The sequence below is a fragment of the Turneriella parva DSM 21527 genome (assembly GCF_000266885.1).
Lineage (GTDB): Bacteria > Spirochaetota > Leptospiria > Turneriellales > Turneriellaceae > Turneriella > Turneriella parva.
Genome location: NC_018020.1, coordinates 4,184,404 through 4,205,859 on the forward strand (window position 1 = coordinate 4,184,404; position 21,456 = coordinate 4,205,859).

Annotated in this window: 23 protein-coding genes; 13 read left to right on the forward strand and 10 right to left on the reverse strand. The window is 54.5% G+C overall.

Going from position 1 to position 21,456, the window contains the following annotated elements:
- Positions 1–24 precede the first annotated feature (24 nt).
- From TURPA_RS20105 to TURPA_RS20120, 4 genes are read left to right on the forward strand one after another with little or no spacing between them, the layout of a single operon-like run.
- Entirely contained in the window at positions 25–342 is a 318-nt protein-coding gene (locus tag TURPA_RS20105; protein WP_014805108.1) for a hypothetical protein, read from the forward strand.
- Between the two features lie 6 nt (positions 343–348).
- Positions 349–1,254 carry a transglutaminase family protein gene (locus TURPA_RS20110; RefSeq protein WP_014805109.1) on the forward strand — a complete coding sequence of 302 codons (906 nt, stop codon included), beginning with the start codon at positions 349–351 and terminating at the stop codon, positions 1,252–1,254.
- A 48-nt stretch (positions 1,255–1,302) separates the two neighbouring features.
- Entirely contained in the window at positions 1,303–2,010 is a 708-nt protein-coding gene (locus tag TURPA_RS20115) for a CoA transferase subunit A (protein ID WP_014805110.1), read from the forward strand.
- A 3-nt stretch (positions 2,011–2,013) separates the two neighbouring features.
- Positions 2,014–2,667, forward strand: coding sequence for a CoA transferase subunit B (locus TURPA_RS20120; RefSeq protein WP_014805111.1), 654 nt, complete (start codon positions 2,014–2,016; stop codon positions 2,665–2,667).
- Here the strand turns inward: TURPA_RS20120 and TURPA_RS20125 are convergent.
- Positions 2,664–3,446, reverse strand: coding sequence for an SDR family NAD(P)-dependent oxidoreductase (locus TURPA_RS20125; protein WP_014805112.1), 783 nt, complete (start codon positions 3,444–3,446; stop codon positions 2,664–2,666). The two genes, TURPA_RS20120 and TURPA_RS20125, sit on opposite strands and share 4 nt — an antisense overlap.
- Positions 3,447–3,543: 97 nt before the next feature.
- Between TURPA_RS20125 and TURPA_RS20130 the strand changes: the two genes are divergently transcribed.
- Genes TURPA_RS20130 through TURPA_RS20140 form a run of 3 tightly spaced genes read left to right on the forward strand, consistent with a single transcriptional unit; the run spans position 3,544 to position 6,016 of the window.
- The gene (locus TURPA_RS20130; protein ID WP_014805113.1) at positions 3,544–3,777 is read left to right on the forward strand and encodes a type II toxin-antitoxin system Phd/YefM family antitoxin; all 234 of its coding nucleotides are present in this window, start codon (positions 3,544–3,546) and stop codon (positions 3,775–3,777) included.
- A complete protein-coding gene (locus TURPA_RS20135; protein ID WP_014805114.1) occupies positions 3,777–4,169 on the forward strand; it encodes a type II toxin-antitoxin system VapC family toxin in 393 nt (130 codons plus the stop codon). The genes TURPA_RS20130 and TURPA_RS20135 overlap by 1 nt, the downstream gene beginning before the upstream one ends.
- Positions 4,169–6,016 (forward strand): YgiQ family radical SAM protein, encoded by a 1,848-nt coding sequence (locus tag TURPA_RS20140; RefSeq protein ID WP_014805115.1) that lies wholly within the window; start codon positions 4,169–4,171, stop codon positions 6,014–6,016. Before TURPA_RS20135 ends, TURPA_RS20140 begins: the two co-directional genes overlap by 1 nt.
- Before the next feature lie 22 nt (positions 6,017–6,038).
- Here the strand turns inward: TURPA_RS20140 and TURPA_RS20145 are convergent, their stop codons facing one another.
- Positions 6,039–6,596: a type II toxin-antitoxin system antitoxin SocA domain-containing protein gene (locus TURPA_RS20145; RefSeq protein WP_014805116.1), complete on the reverse strand. Its 558-nt coding sequence runs from the start codon at positions 6,594–6,596 to the stop codon at positions 6,039–6,041.
- A gap of 89 nt (positions 6,597–6,685) precedes the next feature.
- Here TURPA_RS20145 and ccrA point away from each other — a divergent pair, with 89 nt between their 5' ends.
- From ccrA to TURPA_RS20165, 4 genes are all read left to right on the forward strand, one after another.
- Complete coding sequence (ccrA, locus tag TURPA_RS20150; RefSeq protein ID WP_014805117.1) at positions 6,686–7,912, forward strand: crotonyl-CoA carboxylase/reductase; 1,227 nt, start codon at positions 6,686–6,688, stop codon at positions 7,910–7,912.
- A gap of 180 nt (positions 7,913–8,092) precedes the next feature.
- Positions 8,093–8,881 carry an efflux RND transporter periplasmic adaptor subunit gene (locus TURPA_RS20155; RefSeq protein ID WP_014805118.1) on the forward strand — a complete coding sequence of 263 codons (789 nt, stop codon included), beginning with the start codon at positions 8,093–8,095 and terminating at the stop codon, positions 8,879–8,881.
- Between the two features lie 8 nt (positions 8,882–8,889).
- Complete coding sequence (locus tag TURPA_RS20160; RefSeq protein ID WP_014805119.1) at positions 8,890–10,140, forward strand: ABC transporter permease; 1,251 nt, start codon at positions 8,890–8,892, stop codon at positions 10,138–10,140.
- A complete protein-coding gene (locus TURPA_RS20165; RefSeq protein WP_014805120.1) occupies positions 10,137–10,853 on the forward strand; it encodes an ABC transporter ATP-binding protein in 717 nt (238 codons plus the stop codon). Before TURPA_RS20160 ends, TURPA_RS20165 begins: the two co-directional genes overlap by 4 nt.
- A gap of 15 nt (positions 10,854–10,868) precedes the next feature.
- Here the strand turns inward: TURPA_RS20165 and TURPA_RS20170 are convergent, their stop codons facing one another.
- The 5 genes from TURPA_RS20170 to coaE form a co-directional block, all read right to left on the reverse strand.
- Positions 10,869–11,660 (reverse strand): hypothetical protein, encoded by a 792-nt coding sequence (locus TURPA_RS20170; RefSeq protein WP_041948732.1) that lies wholly within the window; start codon positions 11,658–11,660, stop codon positions 10,869–10,871.
- Between the two features lie 184 nt (positions 11,661–11,844).
- Positions 11,845–12,354, reverse strand: coding sequence for a DUF1993 domain-containing protein (locus TURPA_RS20175; RefSeq protein ID WP_014805122.1), 510 nt, complete (start codon positions 12,352–12,354; stop codon positions 11,845–11,847).
- Positions 12,355–12,391: 37 nt separating this feature from the next.
- A complete protein-coding gene (gene argF / locus TURPA_RS20180; RefSeq protein ID WP_014805123.1) occupies positions 12,392–13,294 on the reverse strand; it encodes an ornithine carbamoyltransferase in 903 nt (300 codons plus the stop codon).
- 21 nt (positions 13,295–13,315) lie between these two features.
- Complete coding sequence (locus tag TURPA_RS20185) at positions 13,316–14,062, reverse strand: SPOR domain-containing protein (RefSeq protein ID WP_014805124.1); 747 nt, start codon at positions 14,060–14,062, stop codon at positions 13,316–13,318.
- A 1-nt stretch (position 14,063) separates the two neighbouring features.
- Positions 14,064–14,702 carry a dephospho-CoA kinase gene (coaE, locus tag TURPA_RS20190; RefSeq protein ID WP_014805125.1) on the reverse strand — a complete coding sequence of 213 codons (639 nt, stop codon included), beginning with the start codon at positions 14,700–14,702 and terminating at the stop codon, positions 14,064–14,066.
- 145 nt (positions 14,703–14,847) lie between these two features.
- Here coaE and TURPA_RS20195 point away from each other — a divergent pair, with 145 nt between their 5' ends.
- Positions 14,848–16,743: an AMP-dependent synthetase/ligase gene (locus tag TURPA_RS20195; RefSeq protein WP_014805126.1), complete on the forward strand. Its 1,896-nt coding sequence runs from the start codon at positions 14,848–14,850 to the stop codon at positions 16,741–16,743.
- Between the two features lie 23 nt (positions 16,744–16,766).
- On the opposite strand, the gene amt is transcribed toward TURPA_RS20195, so the two are convergent.
- The 3 genes from amt to TURPA_RS20210 form a co-directional block, all read right to left on the reverse strand.
- Positions 16,767–18,812 (reverse strand): ammonium transporter, encoded by a 2,046-nt coding sequence (gene amt, locus TURPA_RS20200; RefSeq protein ID WP_014805127.1) that lies wholly within the window; start codon positions 18,810–18,812, stop codon positions 16,767–16,769.
- Between the two features lie 89 nt (positions 18,813–18,901).
- Positions 18,902–19,933: an NAD(P)-dependent oxidoreductase gene (locus TURPA_RS20205; RefSeq protein ID WP_014805128.1), complete on the reverse strand. Its 1,032-nt coding sequence runs from the start codon at positions 19,931–19,933 to the stop codon at positions 18,902–18,904.
- Between the two features lie 23 nt (positions 19,934–19,956).
- Positions 19,957–20,676, reverse strand: coding sequence for an ATP-binding cassette domain-containing protein (locus tag TURPA_RS20210; protein WP_014805129.1), 720 nt, complete (start codon positions 20,674–20,676; stop codon positions 19,957–19,959).
- A 138-nt stretch (positions 20,677–20,814) separates the two neighbouring features.
- On the opposite strand from TURPA_RS20210, the gene TURPA_RS20215 reads away from it, so the two are divergent.
- Positions 20,815–21,444: a hypothetical protein gene (locus tag TURPA_RS20215; protein WP_014805130.1), complete on the forward strand. Its 630-nt coding sequence runs from the start codon at positions 20,815–20,817 to the stop codon at positions 21,442–21,444.
- Positions 21,445–21,456: the final 12 nt, after the last annotated feature.

Below are 21,456 nucleotides of genomic sequence, written 5' to 3' on the forward strand. Positions count from 1 at the left end.
GTGCGGATATGCTCGTTTGAACGTATGCCGATAACCGAGGTGATACTCTATGTCGTTCTGCCGACTGCCCTCTTAACTTCAGTCGTAACAGCCACGGTTGTCTATTTTCTCGCCCGCAAGCTCTATTACGACGAAATTGAAAAGCCGGTTGACGACCTGCCAGACCGCATTGCGCTCAAGGTCGAAGAAGCCGGCGAAAGACTTTTGCCCAAATTCGAAGAACGCGTAAAAAAGGGCTTTCTTTCGGCGCTCAAAGACTCGCCCAAGCTTGGCCCCGAAATGACCGTCGGCGTCATCGAAAGCGCCCTCAAGAGCATGGACCAGATCATGGGCAGGCGATAACTTTAAATGGCGCTGCGTTCGCATAATATTCCCGCACTCTTGACGCAGGTCGCGCGCGATCTCGCGGCCGAGCGAAGCGTCGATGAATCTGCTGCTTTCGTTGAACTCGTCGCAACAGAGACGGCGTGGGCAGAAATTTTTCGCCACATCGACACGATCAGCGACTTTGCGGTCAGACATAAACTTAGAAATCTTGAACTTGATTACACAGTGGCGTTCGTACGCAACGAAATGCAGCAGGTACTGCCGCGCAGCGGCAACGATGTCTGGGCACTCGAACGCACGAGCTATCTGACCGGGCTTTTTTCAGACGCGTTCAATCTCTGGGACGAATATTGCGCGGCGCTCGATATGCTCGAAGTCGACCTGCGCGAAGAACTCGAAGCAAGTTCGCTCACCCCAAGGCGGGTTAAGAACCGCATGCACGACATTGAACTCGTGCGCGAGATACTCGGCGCAATGAACAGGGTCATCTTTGAACGTACAGGTCTTGCCGGTGAAGAAGGTGCAATAAATAAAGTAGAATCACATTCCGCGCAGCTGGTCCTGTGCGAGCGAGTACCGGGAATTCCCCTGTCGCTCGCAGTCATCTATCTCATCACCGGTTCACGTCTCGGTTTTCCCCTTTATGGCGTGAACACACCCGGCAGGTTTTTGCTGAAATGGCAACTGGGAGATCTCGAAATTTTTGTCGACGTATTCGACAAAGGGTCGCTCGTCACCCGGCAAAATCTCGAAATGCTGCTTTCCGCAAACCTCAGCGGCTATTCTACCCGCCTGCTCGACCCGGCACCGTTTGAAATAATCACGCGCCGGTCACTCGCCAACCTCGCTGCGCTCGCTATTCGCGGCGAAGACACAGACCGCGCGCGCAAACTCGAGAATCTGTCGCGGGGCCTGTTCGGATTCTAAGGGCGATGGGCTAAATACGAACCGAGCGATCATGGAGTTTTCACTGAGATGAATAAGACTGTCACCAATGCAGAAGCCGCAATCGCCGATATACACAGTGGCGCCGTGCTGGGTATCGGTGGGTTTGGACTCTGCGGTATTCCTGAAAATTGTCTGGCGGCGCTGGTTAAGAAGGGTGTCAAAAACCTGACCTGCATCTCTAACAATGCCGGCGTCGAAGATTTCGGTATCGGGCTTTTGCTCAAGACCCGGCAGGTGAAAAAGATGATCGCTTCATATGTCGGCGAGAATGCTGAATTCGAACGGCAGCTGCTTTCGGGTGAACTCGATGTGGAGCTCGTGCCGCAAGGCACTCTGGCGACGCGGTGCATGGCTGCAGGCTATGGTATGCCTGCAATCTTCACGCCCGCAGGTATAGGTACCGAAGTCGCCGAGGGCAAAGAGACACGCAAATTTCTGGTCGATGGCGCCGAAAAAGAATTTCTCATGGAATATGCTTTCCAGATCGATTTCGCGCTCGTCAAAGCCTGGAAAGGCGACACGCACGGCAATCTGGTATTTCGCGGCACCGCGCGCAACTTCAACCCCTTAATGGCAATGGCCGGCAAGATCACGATTGCAGAGGTTGAAGAACTGGTGCCTGCCGGCACGCTCGACCCCAATTATATTCACACTCCGGGAATCTATGTGCACAGAATTTTTCAGGGCGCAGGCTATGAGAAGCGCATAGAACAGAGAACAACCCGTAAGAGGTAAGCCATGCTCGATAAAACAGGTATCGCAAAACGTATCGCGTGCGAGGTTAAAGACGGCTACTACGTCAACCTGGGCATTGGCATTCCGACTTTGGTTTCGAATTACATACCAGAAGGATTAAACGTCGTACTGCAGTCAGAAAACGGCCTTTTGGGCATGGGGCCGTTTCCTTACGAGGGTGAAGAAGACCCCGACTACATCAACGCCGGCAAGCAGACCATCACTACCCTGCCGGGCTCGTCGATCTTTGACTCGGCGATGAGCTTCGGCATGATACGCGCCCGCAAAGTCGACCTGACGATTTTGGGCGCGATGGAAGTTGCAGAAAACGGCGATATTGCGAACTGGAAGATTCCCGGCAAGATGGTCAAGGGCATGGGCGGCGCGATGGACCTCGTGGCCTCGGCCAAGAACATCATCGTCGCAATGCAGCATGTGAACAAGGCGAATGAATCAAAACTGCTTAAGCGCTGCACGCTGCCACTGACAGGTGTTCGCTGCGTGAAGAAGATCGTGACCGAACTGGCAGTTATCGACGTGACCCCTCAGGGTTTCAAACTGCTCGAGACTGCGCCGGGAGTGAGTGTCGAGCAGGTGAAGAATGCCACTGAAGGCCGGTTAATTATCGAGGGCAATGTGCCTGAAATGCAAATTTAAGCACCGCCGTTCAAGTACCCCGCAATCTTGCGCACGATGAAGCGCGGGCTGAATTTTCCAGAGATAACCATGATCTTGTTCATAAACCCATGGATGATCAGGGTTTTGCCTTTAAGAAATTTATTCACTCCATAAATCGCGACTGCTTCTGCTGTGGCAGGCTTCATCAGTTTTGAACTGAAGAGCCGTGACTTGTGCATACCGGCGGTGTCGGCAAATTCTGTCACGGTCGCACCAGGGCAGAGAACCGAAACCTGCACTCCGCGGGGTTGCAACTCGTCGGCGATCGCTTCAGAGAAATGCAGCACGAATGCTTTTGTGGCATAGTAGACCGCCATGAAAGGCCCAGGCTGAAAAGCCGCGGTAGACGCTACGTTTAAGATCCGCCCCTTTTTTCTCTTCGCCATTTCGGCGCCGTAAATATGGCTGAGCTCAGTCAGCACGCGTATGTTCAGGTCAATCTGCATCAGTTCACGCTTGAGGTCGAGATCAACGAATCGACCGCTCGAACCGAAGCCCGCATTGTTCACCAGCACATCGATCTCGAGTTTGGCCTTTTTCGTTTTGGTAAACAAAGACTGCGCCGCTTTGGGTGCGGCAAGATCGAGGGGTATCGAAGTTACTTTCACGAGCGGTGAAAGATTGTCTTGCAATGCTTTGAGGTTTTTGGCGCTGCGCGCAACAACCACGAGATCGTAACCGCGTGCCGCGAAAATTTTGGCCATTTCATAGCCGATGCCGGTCGATGCGCCGGTGATGAGAGCTACAGGTTTGTGCATGGGACACGAATACTTTGCACAATGCTCTGAAATCCAAAATATGATAAAAATATGAATAATAGTGGTCGCGCTCTACTTGGTCAAGTAGATTGACCATGTGGCAGCCACAACAAATATACTGGAGGCAAAGACCCATCTTTCAAAGCTCATTAAGCGCGCCTTGGCCGGCGAAGAAGTGATAATCTCAAAGGCGAATAAGCCCCTCGTCAAACTCGTGCCATATACCGACCCGCAGGCAAAGAAGCGTCGCCCCGTCGGGTCAAAACTCGGCCCAGTCTGGGTCGCCGACGATTTTGATGCCCCGCTACAAGAGATGAAGGATTATATGTAGTGCGCCTTTTGATAGACACACAAATTCTGCTGTGGTGGGTTCGTGGTGAACCAGAATCGCAGCTGAAAAAATCGCATTTGGAAACTCTACTTGATCCCGAAGTGGAGCTGCTTTTCAGCCACGTCAGTGTATGGGAAATGGCAATAAAGCAGAGCATTGGTAAATTAAGATTGCCTGCGCCTGCCGGGGATTTTGCCGAATTCGAAGCACAAGATAAATTTTTCAGGTTCTTGCCCATTCAACTCGAGCATATCGCGGCCTATCAGAAGTTACCGATGGACCACCGCGATCCGTTTGATCGCATGCTTGCCGCGCAGGCTCAGGTCGAGGGCCTGCAACTCATGACCAGCAACAAAAACTTCGACAGGCTCGGTATAAAGAGGTATTGGTAGTGCCCGAACTCTTAGACACGAGAAAATGGCTGCCCATCACGGCCGAAGAACTCGAACGCAAAGGGTTCGGCCCCGGCGAACTCGACGTGATTCTTGTCTCAGGCGATGCGTACGTCGACCACCCGTCTTTTGGCACGGCGGTCATCGGGCGAATGCTCGAAGCTGAGGGCCTCAGCGTCGCGATTATTCCGCAGCCCAACTGGCGCGACGATTTGCGCGACTTCAAGAAGTTCGGCGCTCCCCGACTGTTCTTCGGCGTCACCGCCGGCAATATGGATTCGATGGTGAACCATTACACCGCTCGCAAGCGAAGGCGCTCGAGCGACGCGTACACGCCTGGCGGGGCGAGCGGCTTTCGTCCCGACTATGCCTCATACACCTACACAAAAATTCTGAAACAACTTTACCCCGATGTGCCGGTGCTGCTCGGCGGTATTGAAGCCTCGCTGCGCCGCGTGACGCACTACGACTACTGGTCTGACAGCCTCAAGCCGACAATTCTTGCCGACACCGGCGCAGACCTGCTTGTCTATGGCAACGGCGAATTGCCGCTCAAAGAAATTATCCGGCTTGTGAAACGCGGCGTACCGTTCAACAAACTCAACACCGTACCGCAGACAGCTCTGCTCACAGAACATGTGCCGCTGAACAAAAGCTGGCAAGATGTGGAGATCACCCCGCACGAAACCTGCCTGAAAGACAAAAAAGTCTACTCACAGAATTTCAAGATCATCGAGCGCGAATCAAACAAGACCAACGCACGGCGCATCTTGCAGAGAGTCGACCATCGCACGCTTGTGATAAATCCCCCTTACCCACCGATGGATTCGGCGACGCTCGATCGCAGCTTTGAATACCCTTACACGCGCATGCCGCACCCGAAGTACCGTAAGCGCGGCCCTATCGCCGCATACGAGATGATCAAATTTTCGATCAACACGCACCGTGGCTGTTTTGGTGGATGTAGTTTCTGCACGATTTCGGCGCACCAGGGCAAGTTCATCGCTTCGCGGTCTAAAGAGAGTATCGCGCGTGAACTCGAGGCACTCGCCGAACACCCTGAATTCAAGGGCGTGATCAGCGACATGGGCGGCCCTTCGGCCAACATGTACAAGATGCAGGGCAAAGATCTTTCGATCTGCGACCGGTGCAGCGCGCCTTCGTGCATCTTTCCTAAAATCTGCAAGAACCTCGACACCGACCACCACGCACTCACCGAGATCTACCGCATGGTAAAAAGCCACCCGAAGGTGAAGCATGCGTTCGTCGGTTCGGGCGTTCGTTACGACATGCTGGTACCCAGGGACGAAAAACACGACCGCGATAATGGCCTCAGCCAATACACCGAACAGCTGATCGCGAACCATGTGTCAGGACGTCTGAAGGTTGCGCCTGAGCACACGGCCGACCACGTGCTCAAGGTGATGCGCAAACCTTCGTTTAAACTTTTCCACGCGTTCAAACGGCAGTTCGAAAAAATCAACCAGCGCATCGGCAAGAAGCAGCAGCTGATTCCCTACTTTATTTCTTCGCATCCCGGTACGAGCACAGAAGACATGGCCGACCTCGCGACCGAGACTGCCGAACTCGGTTTTCATCTCGAACAGGTGCAGGATTTCACCCCCACACCGATGACCGTCGCCACCGAAATTTATTACTCTGGCGTTCATCCGTATACGGGCAAGCCGGTATCACAGAATAAAGACGAGCGCACCAAGAAGCTGCAGAACAGTTTTTTCTTTTGGTATAAGAAAGAAAACATTGGCACGATTAAGCGCGAGCTCTCAAAGATCAAGCGCGGTGATTTGTGGGAAAGGCTGACGAATTCCAGGGGCAATAAGGCATAAATGCGCTTTGCGCATTTATGCCTTATTGCCACATCAATCTATATATCTTTCGACTCCACGCCTTGAACTGCAGGTGCGGGCGTTTGGGAAACGTCACGTTGGGTATCACCTCGTAGAGACCCGTCTGCACATAATGCTGGTAGTATTGCGGAAAATAACGTGTCTCGAGGTTCATCTCGTTCTGCAGTGTTGACGAAACCATGCGTACCGCGCGCAGCTCGTCGCGGCCGAGCACGTTTAAGAGCGGCGCATCGCTTTCAAACACCATGCCGCGAAGTACCATAATCTGCCTGCCCTCGATAACTTCGGGCGCGACGTGCGGCACGACACGCACCTCACCTTTTGCAACCATCGCGGCGATGATTTCGTTGAAGTGCCGCGGCACGGGCGATGCTTCGATGTGCATATAATCGGCGCCGCTGATACTCTTACCGTGCTTCTGAAAATGGTGCATCTCAGAATAATAGAGGTTCTTGCAAAGCGCGACCCGATTGAGTTTGCCCGGCAGCTTGCGCAGAATGAAAATGATCATCGCGCGTAATTTGACTGAGTCTTCGTAGATGCCCTGGGTGTGTCGCATGATGAGTTAGTTCAATATCGAAGTATTTTTCGTGCTATCCATAGTTCAAAGATTTTGACAGCGTGTCTCGCAAATAAACACTCCCGCCCATGGCAAAAGAACTCTACGAACTGAATGAAGCTATCCCCGTTGGGGAAGTTCCCAAGAAAATGTACGCGATGGCGATTCGCAAAGAACGCTATGGCGAACCGAAAAACGCGTTTAAGAAAGAAGTGATCGACGTGCCAGAAATCGGGCCAGACGATGCGCTCGTGCTCGTGCGTGCTGCGGGCATCAACTACAACAACGTCTGGGCTTCTCTCGGCATTCCGCTCGACATGATCGACGTTCACGTGAAAGACCAGAATGACCACTCAGGTGTTCATATCGGTGGTTCCGATGCATCGGGCATCGTTTACAAAGTTGGCGCGAACGTGAAAAACGTTAAAGTGGGCGACGAAGTGGTTGTCCACTGCGGCATGTGGGATGTCAACAATGCCGATATCAAAGCGGGTAAAGTTGACCCGATCGTTCATACATCCAACCGCATCTGGGGTTACGAAGTCAGCTACGGCAGCTTCGCGCAGTTCACCAAAGTTCAGGCACACCAGTGCCTGCCGCGCCCCAAACACCTGAGCTGGGAGGCTTCGGCTGCCTACATGCTCGTCGGTGCAACGGCGTACCGCATGCTCATGGGTTTCGCAGAACACACCGTGCGCAAAGACGACGTGGTGCTCATCTGGGGCGGCGCGGGCGGCCTCGGTTCCATGGCGATTCAGATCGTGCGCGAGATGGGCGGCAAGCCGATTGCAGTCGTGAACGACACGAGTAAATTCGATTTCTGCAAGAGCCTCGGCGCAGTGGGAGTCATCAACAGGAAAGATTTTAACCACTGGGGCATGCTGCCACACTGGAAAGACGAAGCGAAATATGCCGAGTGGATCAAAGGCGCGCGCGCGTTCGGCAAGGCAATCTGGGAGATCGTCGGCAAAGGCGTGAACCCGCGCATCGTGTTTGAGCACCCGGGTGAAACCACAATACCGACTTCGTGCATGGTCGTTGACCGCGGCGGTATGGTTGTCATCTGCGCCGGCACAACCGGTTACAATGCAACCGTCGACCTGCGCTACCACTGGATGCACCAGAAGCGTCTGCAGGGTTCGCACTTTGCGAACGACGAACAGTGCACCGCTTTCAACAACCTCGTTCTCGAAAAGCGCATCGACCCATGCCTGTCGCAAACATTCACGTTTGAACAGATCGGTGACGTGCACCAAATGATGTACGAAAACAAGCACCCACATGGGAACATGGTTGCGACAGTTCAGCTCGGCTAAGCCGAGCTGAACGCGCCATCCGTGGCTTGTCGCAACCTAGGGACTTCGTGTCCCATGGTCGCCACGGTACAACTGGGCTAGGCCTTGTTGTAATCGGGGCACAAAAAGGCCGCGCTATGCGCGGTTTTTTTGTGCCCCGATAGATTTTGACGCTGTGTCGCATAGCCCCGGGCGTACACCATGGATATCGTGCGCGTCTTCTTTCAGGGCAAACGGAAATATTTCACAATTGCGTTTATGGTTGCCGTCGGCCTTTTTGCGCTGCAGCGCATTCGCTCCGCCCCACCGACGGTTGAACTTCCGCTGAAGAAGACAACAATCGTGCGGACTGTCTATGGCCTGGGAACCGTGCAGGCCGAGCGCGAATACCAGCTGAAAATTGGTATCGCCGCAAACATTCGCCGGCTCTACGTGCACGAAGGCGACGCGGTAAAAGCCGGCGATAAGCTGGTTGAATTCGATCAGGTGCCGACCATGCGCTCGCCGATTTCGGGCGTCGTCTCGACTGTTTCGTTTGAAGAGGGTGAAGCGGTTTTTCCGCAAAACCCTGTGCTCAAGGTTATCGACCTGACGCGCCGTTATATCACCGTTTCGCTCGATGAAAAGGCCGCCGTACTCGTCAAGAAAGCGCAGAAGGTGCGCATCGCTTTCGAAGGTATACCGGGAAAATACTTCGCGGGCAGCGTGGTTTCGATCTATCCATCAGAGGGGCAGTTCTTTGTCAAAGTCGATTCGAAAGAGCTACCTGCAGAAATATTGCCAGGCATGTCGGCCGACCTCGCGATCGAAGCCGGTACGAAAGACAATGTCTTTGTCGCGCCGATTCGCGCAGTGCAAGACCGTAAGGTGACAATCATTCGCGCAGGGAAAAAGCTGCGCGTACCTGTGCAGTTAGGGCTCACGCAGGGCGAACATGTCGAGATCGTCGCGGCAGAACTTGCCGAGGGCGATATTCTTCGGTATCAGTAGAGATCCCCATGATCTTTATTGCCCTCAGACAACTCTGGGCGCGCAAGCGCCAGACGATTCTGACGCTGCTCGGTGTCATGCTCGGCGCTGCGGCATACATTGCAATCTCGGGAATTCTGCTCGGCTTTCGCGAATACCTGCTCGACCAGATGGTGAATAACGACGCGCACGTGCGCATCGCGGCGAAGGCGAGGCTCGTCGAAGAGACAGGTCTCGATCATGTCTTTGCGAACAAGAACGAATCGTTGTTCTGGCTGGTGCCGCCTTCGGGGCGCAAAGACAGCCAGAAGATCGACAACGTGCAAGAATGGTACCAGCGCCTGCGTGATGATGAGGATGTAGAAGCGTTCGCACCGCAACTCACCGTGACGGTGCTTTACCGCAAAGGCAAAGTCACGCAGAATGGGCGCGTGATGGGCATTGTACCATCGATGCAGACGCGCGTGGCGATGCTCGAAAAAAATATTCTCAAAGGCACGCTCAGCGAACTCGCCGAAAACGGGCAGAAGATTATGCTCGGCGAGGGCTTGCGCGAGAATCTGGGCCTGCGTTATGGCGATTCGATCACGGTCGTGAACAGCCGGGGCGACAGGCAACAGTTCAAGGTATCGGGTTCATTTTCAAGTGGCAACCGCCAGATCGATGAAAGCCTGGCCTACGTCTCGCTCACGACTGCGCAGTTGATTGCCGGCAGCCCCGGCCAGGTTTCAGACATTGCGGTGAGGCTGCGCGATGTAAGAAAATCTTACCCCAAGGCGCAGCTATGGTCGAACGACGAATCAGCCAAAGTGCAGAGCTGGGAGCAGATCAACGCTTCGATTCTCGACGTCTTTCAGGTACAAGACATGACACGCTACATGATGTCGGCGATCATTCTGATCGTCGCGGGTTTTGGCATCTATAATATTCTGAGCATCGTCATCAGCCAGAAGAAACGCGAAATTGCCATTCTGCGCTCGATCGGCTATGAAAGCGCCGACATTCTCACGATCTTCATGACACAGGGTATGCTGCTCGGTTTCGCGGGGGGATTTCTGGGCGTACTGCTGGGTTATGTGCTCTGCTGGCAGCTTTCGCACGTCACCTTCTCGAGCCCGATGACGAAGACGAAAGCGACGACCATGATGATTTCGTTCAATTATCTGATTTACGTCTATGGCTTTCTGATGGCTTTGATATCCACAACCATCGCGAGCTTTCTGCCAGCGCTCAAGGCCGGCAAGATGTCGCCGATCGACATCATTCGGGGGCAAGAATGAGCATTCGCCTCGAGAATGTCGTAAAGTCATTCGGCGAACCGCCGACGCAGATTATCAAGAATGTCTCATTTGAGCTGAAAGACGGCGAGTTCGTCGCCCTCACCGGCCGTTCGGGCTCTGGCAAGAGCACCCTGCTCTACATGGTGAGTTCGCTCGACAACCCCACTTCGGGCAGCGTGTGGCTGCAAGAGCAGAATGTCGCGACGATGGCGCCGCAAGATCTGCACGCGTTTCGCAACAAACAAATGGGATTCATATTTCAATACCATTATTTGCTGCCAGAATTCACGGCGCTCGAAAACGTGCTCATGCCGGCGATCAAGGCAGGCACGGCGCAGCAGAAACGCGCAGAGGCGATTGAACTCTTGAAGCGCTTCGACCTCGAAGCGCGCCAGCACCACCTGCCTTCACAGCTTTCGGGCGGTGAATCGCAGCGCGTCGCGATCGCGCGGGCGCTCATTATGAACCCGAGGTTTATTTTCGCGGACGAACCCACCGGCTCGCTCGACTCAGCGAATGCCCTGAATGTGATGCAGATATTTCAGCAGGTCAACCGCGAAACCGGCTGCACGATCGTTTACGTGACACACGACCCCGATTTTGCAGCGATGGCACAGAAGCAGATTTTACTCGTTGACGGCGAGGTGAATTCGATTACTTTAAGCAAGCATGCAAAGACGAAGGCCGCGCCAAAGTCAAAGAGGGCTAGATAAGACGGCAGCGGGTGATTATGCTGTCGGCTGCTTATGACTGATTTTTTTCGTCCGCACTAATCTTGCGGATGTGATAAATGACCTGGCAGCGTCAATATCTGCGATCGCGTCCAAATTGATCTGGGCAGGACGCATTTCATAGACCTGTTCGAGCCAACCTTCACTCTGATTCCAATCCGACGTTGTAATCTCGAGCAGACCGCCGGGATTTTCGTATGAAACTACATACGTTAGCTTTATTTTTTGTGTGTCTCGTCTGAATACCCGCGTTCGTGAGGTCTCACGCATATTGCCATGCGAGGCCGCGATATAAAACTCTGAGCCTTCGCCCGAATCTTCGTAGTCCCGCACATGTATTTCAGGGGCAGACGGGTCGGCGTTTCGCCAAGTTGTATACTTTTTGCGTCCAGGCCATTTCTCTGTAAGCACCGTGAAATCCTTTCTTCCAGCTAGGTACCCGTAAAATGTTTCTGTATCTCCGTGGTATTCATATTGTCCGGTTTGTAGCGGCTCGCCGTTGCCGGGGTCATAGACCGTCGCGATGATGCGCCCGTTCGCATCGAGGGTATTTAGCGAAAGCGTTTTATGACCAGCCGCTTCGCATTGCCGCCGGTGGTGATCTTCTGTATCGCTGAGGACAGTGCGGCAAATTCTTGCGCCCTCGGCATTAGATTCGGTTGTGCTCACCAACTCATTTGGCCAAATCAATGGGCTAACCGCAGTTTTTTTCACTGCCTTGCCATCTTCGGGTAGGTAAACTTCAGTTTCATAAACCGGCCATTTTGAGCTCTGGAACTTCGCCAACATACTCTGTGGCTCGGTTGCGTTGCTACAGGCCGCGAAGAAGCATGCGGGGATTATGAGCAGGAGTAATCTCATGGTTCTATTTTCGTCAGAAAACTCCGTTTGCCCAAGAATTGCAGAACTTGGTCATTTGTCTTGGCAGCTGTTCTGATTGCGGCACAACTGCCAAACTTAATGCGTATCACGCCTAATCTTTGAGCGGCAACGCCCCCAAATAATCACCCTTACCAACCTCTACACCGCCCTGGCGTAGCAGGTTGTACGCAGTCACCACATGAAAATGAAAATTCGGCGACTGCCGGCAGATCAGAAAATCGTGGCCAGTCATGTATTTGCCTTTAAAGCTTTTTAGGCTAACCTTCACCTCGGCGGCGTTGGCGAACTGCTCGGGTTTGAAGCTCTCGATGTAGCTGATCGCCGAGGCCAGGCGCGCTTTATAATCGGCCCAGGTTTTTTCATTGTCTTCGGTGACAGGTGGCGTCTGGCCTGAAAGATATGCGGCTGCGAATTTGCTCGCGTCGGTCAGAATGCGAATTTGCGCCGAAAACGGCAGCATGTTAGGGAAAAGCCTCAGCGTGAGATAATTCTCGGGTTCGAATTTGAGCCGCGCGGCATGCTCTTCAGCTTTGGCAAGAATTGCCTGCAGGTTGCGCATCGTCTGCGCCATCTGTGCAATAATATCGTAATAGATGTTCATTCGGCCAAGATACAAATAAATTCGGGGCAAGCCCGTTTTATTTTATCAGAAATTCAAGAATTGCTTTTTGTGCGTGCAGGCGGTTTTCTGCCTGATCAAATATGCGAGAGTTACGCGCCTCGAAAGCGCCTTCGGTGATTTCTTCGCCCTTATGCGCCGGCAGGCAGTGCAGAATTATCGCCGAAGGTTTCGCGAGAGATATCAGTTCTTCGTTAATCTGGTACGGGCCGAGCAGCCTCTTCTTCGCTTCAGCTTCTTTTTCTTGCCCCATAGAAACCCAAACGTCGGTATAAAGCACATCGGCATTCTTCGCCGCCTCACGCGCATCTTGAGTGATCTTCACCTGCGCCCCAAGCCGCGCGGCGATCGTCAGCACCTGCGCGTCGGGCAGAAGTTCGGCCGGGGTTGCAATCACGATTTCGCAGCCATAGTGCGCAGAGCCGATAATCAACGAATGCGCCATGTTCGACGAGCCATCGCCACAAAAGACGAACCGGCCGCCCTGCGGAACGTTGTTTTCGCGCAGCGTCATGTAATCGGCGAGCGCCTGACACGGGTGAAACTTTTCAGAGAGGCCGTTAATGACGGGAATGCCCGAATAGCTCGCGAGCGCTTCGAGCGTTGCGTGGCTTTTGACGCGAGCCATGATGCCGTGAACGTAGCGGCGCATCACGCGCGCGGTGTCGGCGATATCTTCGCCGCGTGAGAGTTGCAGATCGTTTTGCGTCAGAACAATCGGCTGCCCGCCGAGCTGGTAGACGCCGACTTCGAAAGAGATTCGGGTGCGGGTCGAGGGTTTCTCAAAAAAAAGCGCTACCGATTTACCGGCGAGCGGTTTACCCCAGAGCCCATTATCTCTTTTGCCGGCGATTGCACGATCAAGCAGATCAGAAAATTCTGAACTGCTGAGCGAACTTAAACTCAGAAAACTACGGCTCATGGCTTTGCTTTTCGCGAGATCTTAAGTCTCTTCTGTATCAGTGCTGATTTTGCGAATGTAGGCTTCGTACTCGAGTTCTTTAAGGCGCGCGAGAGCCTTCGCGAGCTTCTCTTTCGATTTGCTGCGCCCGACGGTCACAAGGTAAAAACCGCCATTCTTTTCGCTGCGTGCTTTGATGCCCTCTTCTTTGAGTTTGCTGATAAGACCCGACGCTTCGCCGGCGCGCTTAAACGCTGCGACCTGTATCGTGAAACGTACGCCGTCGGTCTTTGCAGAATCGGCCACCGCTTTGCGTTTTTTTGAGTGCTCAACTTTGCCCGCGAGTTCTACGTTCTCGTCAGCAGGCCGTACTTTGGCTTTTTTGGAGCGCACCTTAGGAGTCGCTGCCTCGCTCTCGCGAGAAGAGTCGCCGAGACGCGCCACAGGTTTGCGCGCCGTTTTTTTGCGGGGCGGGCCCTGTACGAGCGGGTCTTCTTGCAGGGGGATATCCCCCTGTACTGCGGCGGGTTTCGTCTCTGCAGCTGCAGGCTCATTGATCGCGGCCGGCCCCGCTGCAATCACCAGTTTGTCGGCGGGTTTAGCGGTGGGGTCGCCCGGCAAACCAGGTTTCTGCGCCAATTCGTCGTTCAGTTGTGCTACTGCGCGCTCGCCCTGCCCGCGGCCGATAGACATACCGACCATGAGGGTAATACCCAGCGCGACCAGCGCGCCACCGGCAATAATCGCCATGCGGCGCCAGTCAAGATTGAGCACGTAGAATTCTTTCATATTATTCCAGTTTTTGACAGAGCCCGGTAACCTGCGCCCGAAGTGCAGCCAGATCACCTGAGTTATCTATTACATAGTCGGCGAGTTCTCGCTTTTTTTCAATGGAAATTTGCTGCCCCAGCCTCGCGCGCGCTTCGTCTGCTGTGAGCTTTTGCCCCTGCCCGGCAGCGCGCGCGACCGCCCGGGCGACGCAGATTTCTTCGGGCGCGTAGACGACGATCGTCTTCTTCACCTGCTCATGCAGGCGCCCCTCAAAGAGCAGCGGCACGTCGTAGACAATGCGTCTGCCGGCAGGTATCGCTGCGACGCGGCGCGAAAACTCTGCCTGAATGTGAGGATGCATAATTTCACCGAGTTTCTTCGTCTTTGCGCTGTCGGCGAACGCCACCTTCGCCAGCGCAGCCCTGACGAGGCTGCCGTCGGCTCGAAACAGTGGCTCTGTGCTCAGAGGCTCAAATGCGGCAATGAGTTTCAGCTTAATATCGGCATAAGAATCTGATTGCGGATCTATAACGTCGCGCGCTATGCTATCCGCATCGAGCACAATGACCCCGGCTTCTGCGAGCAACTTCGCAGCAGTCGATTTTCCGCTGCCCATAACGCCCGTCAGGCCATAAACACGGGCATACGGATTTTTCATAGGGTCAAAGCGATGCAGCGCAATGCAGCAAACAGCCGAAAATCGATGCGCATTTGTACCGGCTTATGCCTGCTTGCGCGCGTTGGTGCACAAGCTCTTAATGCGGTTGACCTGCCACTCGCCGCGGTGTTTTTCGCCAACACCCATGCAGAAGCCCAAAACGTTTTATGACCTGTTCGCGTACGCCGCAGAGCAGAAGCCCGCGCTTGAGACTTTCAAAATTCGCAAGAAAAGCGGCGTCATTCAGGGCCGCACCTTCAAACGTATTCATGAACTGGTCACCGAACTGGCTGCAGGCCTCAAAAGCGCGGGGGTCGCCGCCGACGACCGCGTCACCCTGCTCTGCGACAGCTCACCCAACTGGATTCTTGCCGACGCAGCCATTGTTGCAGCAGGCGCCGTCTGCGTGCCCCGCGGCACCGACGTCACCGACGACGACATTCTCTACATCGTCGGCCACAGCGAAAGCCGTTGGGCGATTGTGCAAAAAGCAAAAGACCGCGACAGGCTGCTGAAATTTCAGAAAGAACTGCCCGCGCTCGAAAAGATCTGGGTACTCGAAGACGATGACTCTGAACTCGCAGCGGGCGAGAGCTCGGCAGAAGAGCTGCTCGCACTCGGCAAAACCGCATTGCATAAAGACAGCGCGCTTGTTATCAAACTCAATGCTTCGGCTGACCCGGCCAAGATGGCGACGATCATCTATACGAGTGGCACGACAGGGGCACCGAAAGGCGTGATGCTCAACCAGACGGGCTGGCTGAATGCGCTGGGGCGCGCCCTCGAAATGAAGGTGATCACCGAAAAAGATACCGCGCTGTCGCTGCTGCCACCATGGCATGCATTCGAACGTGCGGTCGAATATGGCGTCATGATGGCGCAGTGCGAATTCATGATCTCGGGCATCAACACGCTCCGCCAGGATCTGGGTGACTTTAAGCCGACAAGCTTTCCCTCGGTGCCCCGTATCTGGGAATCGCTCTACAACGGCATTATGCAGAAGCTCGAAAAAGAGTCGCCGGTGAAGCGCAATGTCTTCTACTTTTTTCTCGATGTCGGCGCCGCATGGGCAAAACACGAGGCGATCTTCAATGGCTATGACCTTCAGGTTAAGCCTAAGCCAGCTCTGCAGCAGGTACTCGACCGGGCCGCATCGGGCGCAGTTCTGGCTGCGCTATTGCCGCTAAAGCTGGCCTCGCAGGCGGTTTTCGCGCCGATTCATCAGGCACTCGGCGGCAACGTCAGCAAATCGGCTTCCGGTGGTTCGGCACTACCGCAGGTGGTCGACAGGTTCTTGACGGCAATTGGCATTAAGGTGCTCGAAGGTTATGGCATGACGGAGACTTCGGCGCTTATTAGCCTACGCGACGTGCAAAAGCCCGTGAGCGGCACAGTGGGCCGTCCGTTTCCAGGGTACAAAATTAAGCTCAAGAACGACCTCGGCGCTGAGGTGCCGCTCGCGCCGGGCGCGAAAGGTACCCTGTGGGTGCATTCTAACCAGCTGCTTTTGGGGTATTACAAACGCCCTGAACTCAATGCTGTAATTTTTGATAAAGACGGTTTTTTCGACACCGGTGACATTATGGTTTTGACCGCGGCGGGCGACCTCATGTTCGCAGGTCGCAGCAAAGAGACCATTGCACTCGCGGGTGGTGAAAACATCGAACCCGTGCCGATCGAAGACAAGCTGCTCGCTTCAGAATTCATCGATCAGGTAATGATTGTGGGTGATGACCGCAAAACCCTAGGCGCGATCATCGTGCCGAATTTCGAGAAAGTGCGTAGCCATGCCGGCATCAAGGGCATACCCGAATCGCAGTGGAATGATAATGCACAGGTGCGAGAGATTTTTAAGAATGAAATTTCACAGCGTATATCGGCTAAAACGGGTTTCAAGAGTTTTGAGCAGATACCTAAAAATCTGTTCTATCTGGTGCCGCGCCAATTTGAAATCGGGCAAGAGCTGACACGCACGTACAAGCTGCGGCGCACGGTAATTAAAGACATGTACAAGAACGAGATCGATTCGATGTACAGTTAAACGGTATCTGAAGTACGGACCTGTCAGGGTTTTCTGCCCCTCAGAAAAAAGGCCTTCACTGCGCCCCGGCCCTTGACGTCGACCATGCCGCGCTCTTCGACAATGAACCTGTCGCTGAGGCGTACGGCAGTCGCTTCGGTGATCTGTATCATGCCCGGTATGCCGTTTGATTCCATGCGGCTGGCGAGGTTAACCGCATCACCCCAGATATCATAGATAAACTTCTTCTTGCCGATGACACCGGCGACCACCGGGCCGGTATTGATGCCCACACGCATCGTGAGTTCGTCGCCGGTTTTCAGCTTAAAACGGCTGAGGCGTTCCTGGCTTTCGAGCGCAAAGTTCGCCACAGCTTCGACATGGTTTGAAAGTGGATTCGGCAAGCCCCCGACGACCATGTAGGCGTCACCGATTGTCTTGATCTTTTCAAGCCCGTACTTTTCAACGAGCTCGTCAAAGACCGAGAATATGCGGTTCAAAATGCCGACAATGACCTCAGGCCTGAATTTGTGCGCAAGCCTAGTGAAATCGACTATATCCGCAAATAGAACCGACACTTCGGGAAAGCTGTTGGCAATGACTTCACGGTTGTCTTTGAGCTGTGAGGCGATCTTTTCGGGCAAAACGTTGAGCAGCAGCTTCTCGGCGCGCTCTTGTTCAAACTGTACCTTGGTATAGGCCTCGATAATTTCAGCTTTGGCTTTCGTATTTTCGTCGAGAGTCTCGCGCACCTTTTTCAAGACTTCATTATACCGTTCTGCAATCTGCCCGACTTCGGTGAACGGCTCGACAGGCACGTCGTACGTGAGGTCACCTGTCTGTTTCTGGTGGTCCATCACGAAGAAGAGATCGATTAGGTCGGTACGTGCGCGGTGCTCTGAAATATTGAGGCCGGTTTTTTCATCTTCAGGGGTCACGCGCAGCGGGTGTATCTTGCCGAGCAGATACAGCAGCAGGTAAGCGACGCTGAACGCGAAAGCGCCGACGACGGCAATGCCGGTGAGCTGCGCGCCGATCTGGTCGATGCGACTGAGGCCAGTGCCCAGAATCTGCGGATTGCCAAACATACCGACGGCGAGCGTGCCCCAGATGCCGCCGACCAGGTGAACGGGTATAGCTCCCACTGCGTCGTCGATTTTGAGCTTTTCGAGCAGAGCTTCGGTGGGCAAAATGAGCAGACCTCCCATAAGCCCAATCAAAGCCGCCTGCCATTCATTCACGGCATGACAGCCGGCCGTAATCGAGACTAGACCTGCGAGTGAACCATTGAGTGGCTGCGTTGCTTCTGCATAACCATGCTTTAGCCAACCTGAGAAGAGCGCCGCGAGCATGCCGATGGCACCCGCAAGCAGAGTCTTCGCAATAATCGGGCCCACAGCGTTATTGAGAGCAAGCGTGCTGCCGCCGTTAAAGCCAATCCATCCGAACCAGAGTATAATGCCGCCGAGCATCGCGAGCGGCAGATTGCTCGGGTTCATTTTCTGCGCCGGCCCGTCTTCGGGAAAGCGGCCAATGCGCGCGCCGATGAGCAAGAGCGCCGCTAGCGCCACCCAGCCGCCGACGCTGTGCACGACAGTCGACCCGGCAAAATCCACGAAGCCATGCGCAGCAAGCCAGCCTTTGCCCGTGTTGGCGAGCGCGCCACCCCATGCCCAGTGTCCAGCCACCGGATAAATAAGCAGTGAAATGATCGTCGTGTTCACCAGATACGCGGTGAAACTCATGCGCTCGGCAACTGCGCCTGAAACGATCGTCGACGCGGTACCGCAGAATACGAGCTGAAAAATGAAGAATGTCGAGAGCCAGCCCCCTTGTCCGTTGAAGGCTACCAGAAAATTTGAAGTGCCGAAAATGCCTGAGAAGCTCGCGCCAAACATCACGCCAAAACCGACGAGCCAGTAGAACAGCGTCGCCACGCCGAAATCCGTCACATTCTTGATAGCAACGTTGATCGAATTTTTTGTGCGGGTTAGCCCTGATTCAACGCATAAGAATCCCGCCTGCATAAACAAAACCAGGCCACTGGCGAGCAGAACCCAGAGTTGGTCAATTATCGGCTTTTCGATCATGCGCTGTCCCTGCGGGCCGCATGCGCAGACCCGCGCCTTAACCTGAGCAATTTGAGTGCCAAGAATTGGCGCAGTGCACAATGAGGATTTCAGAAGTCAAACAGCCGGGCACGCACACGCTGCGGCAGCTGTGGAAACTTCTGTAAGAATGCCTCGCGTTCAGTGGCATTGTATTCGTGAAACTCTTTGCGCCAGCCATAACGATCGCGCAGCTGATTGAAAAGCTGCGGCTGCGCGGCAAACCGTTCGGCCTCGTTTTCAAGAAACCAGGCCTCACCTGCGGGATACGCAACAGCCGCCGCAAGTTCTGGCGCGAGCGCGGCAAGACCCTTGACGATGCCGCCGAGCCGCCCGCGCGTCGAGTAGCCGGCGATGTGTGGGGTCGAAAACCGCGCGCGGGCCAGGTCGCGAGGGTGCGGCGGCTCTTGCGGGTACACGTCTTGCGCCAGAATTTTCAGCTGCGGGTGTGAGGCGAGCTGTGCGTAAAAATCTGCATTCCAGATACCACCCCGGCTCGCCTGAATAATCTGCAACGGCTTCTGTACTTTCGAGAAATATTCGGCATTCAGCATCGCCTGCGTCGCGTGCGGCCCGGCAGCTGTCAGGGGCACATGGAAAGTCACGACGTCCGAAGCGAGAACCTCAGAAAGTGAACCGGTCTCTGCCCGAAACGGGTCGTAATGCGCAACAGCCGCACCGATTTCACGAAAAAACCCGATGAGCAGCGAGCCGATGCTTCCCGCGCCGACAACGCCGAGCTTATCGCGCTCAAAATCGAAGCCCCCATAACACAGTGCCTGCAAAACATAATCGAAGACGGCGCGGGCGTTGGCGCCCTCGCCCGTCGTCAGCCGAATACCGCGTTGAGCGAGCGCCTGGGCGTCGACATTATCGGCCCCGGTTGAAACAAGCGCCGCAAGTTTCAGTTGGGGCAGTAAATCAAGCAGCGGGGCGTTCAGCCGAAAGTTGGCGCGAAAGAAAATAGCCGTGGCCGACGGGTTCTCTTGAAAAGTGCGCGCCGCTTTATCAGTGGCCGTTGAGAACCTCGCGGTGGTGAATCCCCGCTGGGCGAGCGCCGAAAAAAAGATGTCGGGAATACCGTCTTGAAAAAGTATCAGCACAGTCAGCGTGCCACCCTACGGCCTTATTTGATCAGCGCGCTGATCTGGCCGTTGCGCATTTCAAATACCGATGCGGCGTCAGACGCGAGCTTGCTGTCGTGCGTGACGAGCAGAATACCTTTGCCACGATCGTGCTCTTCACGCAGCAATTTTTTCACGCGCGACACCGATTCAGGGTCAAGGTCACCTGACGGTTCATCTGCCAGAATGAAAGGCGAATCTTTAATGAGCGCCCGCGCGATTGCGGTCTTCTGCAACTGACCGCCCGAAAGTTTGGTCGGGTAGGCCTGCATGAGCGCATGCATGTCGAGTTTATCTGCGAGGTATTTCAGTCGGTCTGCATAACCCGCATCGATCTGGCCATGCGCTGCCACGTAGGCGAAGCGCAGGTTTTCTTCAACGGTAAACCTGCCGAGCATTTCTGAAAATTGAAAGATGATACCAAAATAGCGGCCGCGTATTTTTGCCTGCCTGCCGCGGCCCGCGCGCGAAATCTTGTACTTATCGACGTAAACATCGCCTTTCGCCACGGCGATCAAACCCGCAATCGCCGTGATGAGCGTGCTCTTGCCGCTGCCCGAAGGCCCGATAATCGCGACGTAGTCGTTTGAATTAAGGTCGAGTGTGACACCGCGCAGCGCCTGCACAATCTCATGCGCACGCTCGCCCGATTGCAGGCCTTTCGACCAACCCAGCGCCGAGGTTTGCGAGTAGTTGATATGCACATCGAGAATGCGGATCATCTTTTACCCCAAGTATTATGTCACATTACAGGGTCAAACAGTTATAAGTTAACCCCGTTCCGTAGGGGTAGGTTTAAACCTACCCCTACGGAACGGGAACTCCATACGGCTTAACGGCCAATCAGCCGAAAATAGAATATGAACGTCAGCACGCTGCAAACCCTCGAATCGCAGGGCGCCCACACGCAGATCGACCAGGAACTGGCTGCCGCGCTCAAAAACGGCAGCTCACCCGAAACCCTGAAATATGCAGCAGCCTATTATGTGCGCCGTGGTAACCCCGGCAAGTCGCTCGCCAGCTACGCCGCATACGTGCAGAACACCACAGCCGAAAGTCGCGACCTGCAGGCCGTCGAATGGGCAATCGACTGCGCCCGGCGCATGGGAAAGCAAGAACTGGTGCGCAATTTTTTTCTGAGCTTAGACGTGCGTGAGCGCGAAAACCTCGCGACTGCAAGCCTTATACACGTGGCCGCAGCCTTTATCAGCGCCAAGCAACTTGATGAAGCCGAAAGGATATTGAACTTCGCGCGGCATAAATCGGGCGCAAAGCAGCTCGTCACCTTTGCCGAACTCATCAAGTCTCGATTCGGCAGTCTCGACAACGCACGCAAATTTACGGCTGAAACGGATGCCAGGTTCGACAAGGGGGATTTATACTCCAACGTCAAAAAGGCCGTCAACCTGGCACTCGCGCACATGGCGCAGGGCAACTACTCGACTGCAGAGAATATTCTGGTCTCGTGTAAGGCCACCGTCACGGCCTAGCGCAATTCGACC